3 protein-coding genes and 2 pseudogenes are annotated in these 4,051 nt (G+C 64.6%); 2 read left to right on the top strand and 3 right to left on the bottom strand.

The annotated features are described in order from the left end of the window. The 3 genes and pseudogenes from V5F48_RS24805 to V5F48_RS24795 form a co-directional block, all read right to left on the bottom strand. Positions 1–248 (bottom strand): annotated as a pseudogene (locus tag V5F48_RS24805) (integrase); the annotation flags it as partial. Between the two features lie 230 nt (positions 249–478). Further along, a complete protein-coding gene (locus V5F48_RS24800) occupies positions 479–661 on the bottom strand; it encodes a hypothetical protein (RefSeq protein ID WP_394260621.1) in 183 nt (60 codons plus the stop codon). Further along, positions 625–1,711: pseudogene (locus V5F48_RS24795) on the bottom strand (CaiB/BaiF CoA transferase family protein). Before V5F48_RS24795 ends, V5F48_RS24800 begins: the two are co-directional and overlap by 37 nt. A gap of 107 nt (positions 1,712–1,818) precedes the next feature. Between V5F48_RS24795 and V5F48_RS24790 the strand changes: the two are divergent. Further along, positions 1,819–2,979, top strand: coding sequence for an acyl-CoA dehydrogenase family protein (locus tag V5F48_RS24790; protein ID WP_394260620.1), 1,161 nt, complete (start codon positions 1,819–1,821; stop codon positions 2,977–2,979). A gap of 94 nt (positions 2,980–3,073) precedes the next feature. Continuing rightward, positions 3,074–3,481, top strand: coding sequence for a (R)-mandelonitrile lyase (locus tag V5F48_RS24785; protein ID WP_394260619.1), 408 nt, complete (start codon positions 3,074–3,076; stop codon positions 3,479–3,481). The last annotated feature ends 570 nt before the right edge of the window (positions 3,482–4,051 follow it).

Below are 4,051 nucleotides of genomic sequence, written 5' to 3'. Positions count from 1 at the left end.
CGCTCCAGGGCGAGCCCCTCCATGCGGCGCAAGCCCGTCATCAGGAAGAAGCGGATCGCCGCGAGGCCGGTCGGGTGCTCTCCGTCCTGCTCCGCGGTCCGCATCGCCGTGCCGAGTTTCTCGATCTCGGCGCGGCTGAGACGACGGTCGCGCGGCGTGCTGGCGAGGCGACGCACGCCCCGCGCCGGGTTGCTCTCGATCTTTCCCAGCCGGACACCGTGCTCGAAGATCGCGTGCAGCGTCGACATGGTGCGCGCCGCGACTCCTTCGCCGCCGGTGGTCGCGCCGCCACGGCTGAGGGCAGCTCTGCGGACCTGAGGCAGGGTCGGCCGTGGCGGGCAGCGCCCGCTTCTCCATCGTTTCATGCGGCCAACCGGCCCCGCGCGGGACAGCCCGAGGGTTTCGCGTCGGATCGAATCGCGAAACCCTCCGGCCTTTCGCCCTGGCGCGCCCACCGCGCGCACCGACCGGAAACGCTTCAAGATATTATACCGTCGCGGCGAAGCCGCTCCAGCTCCGCCCCGTCACAGTAGGGCGAAAGCACCTCGAGCGTGTGCTCCCCGAGCCGCGGGGGCGCGGCGCGGTAGGTGGCCGGGGTGGCGCTCAGGCGCGAGGGGAAGGCGACTACAGGGATCTCAACCCCGTCGCTGCGCGAGAGCACCACGCTGAGCTTGCGCGCCCGCACCTGGGGGGGTCCTCGAACACCTCGGACAGCTCGTTGATGGGGCCGCAGGGCACCTCGGCGGCCTCCATGGCGCGGATCAGCTCGTCACGGCCGCGGTGCGCCAACTTCGCCGAGAGGCGCTGGTCGAGTTCCTCGCGCGCCGCGATCCGGTCGCGATTAGTCCGAAAACGCGGGTCGAGAGCCAGGTCCTGCGCGCCGAGGACCTGGCACAGGCGCTGGAACTGGCCGTCATTGCCGCAGGCGATGATGAGATACCCGTCCCTGGTGGCATAGACGCCATAGGGGGTGACGTTGGGATGGCTGTTGCCCATCCGCGTGGGCGAGACGCCGCCGACAAGGAGGTTGGCGCTTTGATTGGCCAGCATGGCCACCTGACTGTCGAGCAGCGAGCAGTCGATATACTGGCCCTCGCCGGTCGTGCCGCGGTGGGCCACGGCGGCGAGGATGGAGACCGCCGCATACATGCCCGTGAACAGATCCGACACGGCGACGCCCACCTTCACCGGGCCGCCGCCCGGCACGCCGTCGGGCAGGCCGGTGATTCCCATCAGCCCCCCCGATGCCTTGCACGAGGAAGTCGTATCCCAGGCGGTGGGCGTAGGGGCCATCCTGCCCGAACCCGGTGACGGAGCAGTAGATGATGGCTGGATTGAGCGCCTTCAGGCTCTCATAGTCCAGCCCGTATTTCTTCAGGCCGCCGAGCTTGAAGTTCTCGATCACGATGTCGGCGTCCCGCGCCAGCCGGCGCACGATGTCGGCACCCGCGGGCCGCGAGAAGTCGATGGTCACGGACCGCTTGTTCCGGTTACAGGCGGTGAAATAGGCGGCGTCCGAAGACGCGTCCGCGGCCCCACCGAGGAAGGGCGGGCCCCAGTGGCGGGTGTCGTCGCCACCGTCGGGATTCTCGATCTTCACCACCTCGGCGCCCAGATCTCCGAGGATCTGCGAGGCCCAGGGGCCGGCCAGTATCCGGCTGAGATCCAGCACCTTGAGTTGCTGCAGCGCCCCGCGGGACCGAACCTGCATCGCATTCCCCCTTCATTTCATTGTATGAAATTGTACTTTATTTTCAGAGTAGCGCGTTTCGGCTATCAATCAATCGAAATCCGGTCGACTTACCGACAGAGGCCTAGATGAATTTCGAGCTCAGCCACGAACAACATGAATTACAACGGATGGCTGCGCGATTTGCAGGCGCGGAATTGCGTGATGTGGCGGTCCAGATCGAAATCACCCGCGAGCCGCCTAACCGGGACATCATGCGCCGCTTCGCAGAACTTGGATTCTTGGGCATAAATCTTCCCGAGGAATACGGTGGAGGCGGCATGTCGCATCTCGATGCCGTCCTGGTCCTTGAAGAGATCGGCAAGGTTTCCATCGCGGTCGCCTTCCCCATCTTCGAATCCTGCTTTGGGCCGGCGCGTGCCGTGGCCAATTTCGCGCCCGAGGCGCTGCGCCGGCGCATCCTTCCCAAAGTCTGCGCCGGCGAGATGATCGTCGCGGTCTCCATGTCCGAGCCCAACGCGGGTTCGGCGCTGACCGACCTCGCCACGCGCGCCACGGTCCGCGGAGACCGGCTGGTCGTCAGCGGCCAGAAGCGCTGGTGCTCCGGTGCCGGGCATGCAGACGCCTATGTGGTCTATTGCCGGATGTCCGACGCGCCGGGCGCCAAGGGGATCGGCGCCGTCCTGGTGGAGAAGGACAGCACCGGGCTGACCTTCGGCAAGCCCGAGGCTCTGCTCGGCTTCCGCGGCGTCTCCAGCGCAGACATATATTTCGACGACGTGGAGGTGCCGCTCGACAACGTGATCGTGCCCGCCGGAGGATTCCGCCAGCTGATGGAGGCGTTCGATCTCGAGCGCTGCGGCAACACCACGCTCAGCCTGGCCTGTGCGCAGTCGGCCTTCGACCATGTCCTCGGCTACGTGCAGGAGCGCCGCCAGTTCGGCAAGCCCCTGGTGGATTTTCAGGCGGTGCAGCTCCACCTCGCCGAGATGAAGATGGATCTCGATGCTGCGCGGCTGCTGCTGTACCGCGCGGTGGTCAACGCCCAGTCCGGCCTGCCTTCGGTCGGGGAAAGCTCGATCGCCAAGTGTTTCGCCAACGAGATGACCCGCCGCGTTACCGGCAAGGCGCTCCAGATCATGGGCGGCTACGGCTATTCCGCCGAGTATCCGATCGAGCAGAAGATGCGCGATGCCTGGGGGTGGGGGATTGCCGGTGGTGCCATCGACATCCAGAAGGTGAACATCGCCTCGACCCTGGCCGGACGTCGTTTCGACCAGCGCAGGTGAGGCGGGCGAGCACCACGCCGGGCGATCTGGACAGGACCGCAAACCGCCGGAATGATCGGCCGATCGTTCGGCATCCGCGAGAGGAAGACAGGACATGCAGTTCTTCAAGGGCGGAGAACGCCCGCACCGGCCGGGGAACCCGGACTACTTCACGGGCAGCGTTTCCCAGGACCCCATCATCGAGGCCCCGGACCCCGCGCGCGTGCGGGCCGTCATCGTCACGTTCCAGCCTGGCGCGCGCACGAACTGGCATACGCATCCACTTGGCCAGACCCTATATGTGATGTCTGGAGAAGGATGGTTTCAGCTCGATGGCGAGTCCGCGAGGGAAATTCGGCCCGGAGACACGATATGGATCGCGCCGGGCGAGAAGCACTGGCACGGTGCATCCGCCCATAGCGCCATGCGGCATCTGGCGATCCAGGAAGCGCTGGACGGCAAGCACATTACTTGGCTCGAGCCGGTATCCGATGAGCAATACCCGTCGCATGCTCCGACTTGAGTGTGGATCGGCGCGGCATATGATCCTTGATCAGTGCCCGACAATGCCCCGTCCGAAGCGGGTCAAATCCGTTCCAAAAGATCCCGGAAGTTCATCATGTCGGTGGTCATCGGTGGGTCTTTCGGTCTGGCGTTGGTGTAAGCAACCAGACCCTACCGGAACATCCCCGGTGACCACCTCAGCCAAGACCTACACCACGCCTGGGGACACGATCCCAGTCCTAGCCACCGCCTCCGATGTCGTTATCTTGTTGTAGTTCCGAAAATATCTAATGACGAAATGATGTTATTTTTGGGAGCCGCGCAGTTGATTTCAAATATACCAAGCTGTGGCAACTCATTCTCGACCCCTCCATTCCAAAGGGCGCTACAAGACTTCCGCTCTTTAGCTCCCACTCCACTCTTATGACCGTAATCAAGAGTGACGTGCAGGCTTCTTCGGCCCATGTCTTTGCCACAGGCTTGGTTTGTCGTTGATGGGCAGCATGGGCAGGGCTGTTCAACCCTAGGATCTTGGTGGTCGGCGGGGCCGGGCTGGAGGCGAAGAAGGCTATTCCCTCGAAGCCTTTTA

The organism is Xanthobacter autotrophicus ATCC 700552, from assembly GCF_043194565.1.
Lineage (GTDB): Bacteria > Pseudomonadota > Alphaproteobacteria > Rhizobiales > Xanthobacteraceae > Xanthobacter > Xanthobacter autotrophicus_F.
The sequence above is the reverse complement of the archived record's forward strand: the minus strand, read 5'-3'. Positions and strand labels throughout refer to the sequence as shown.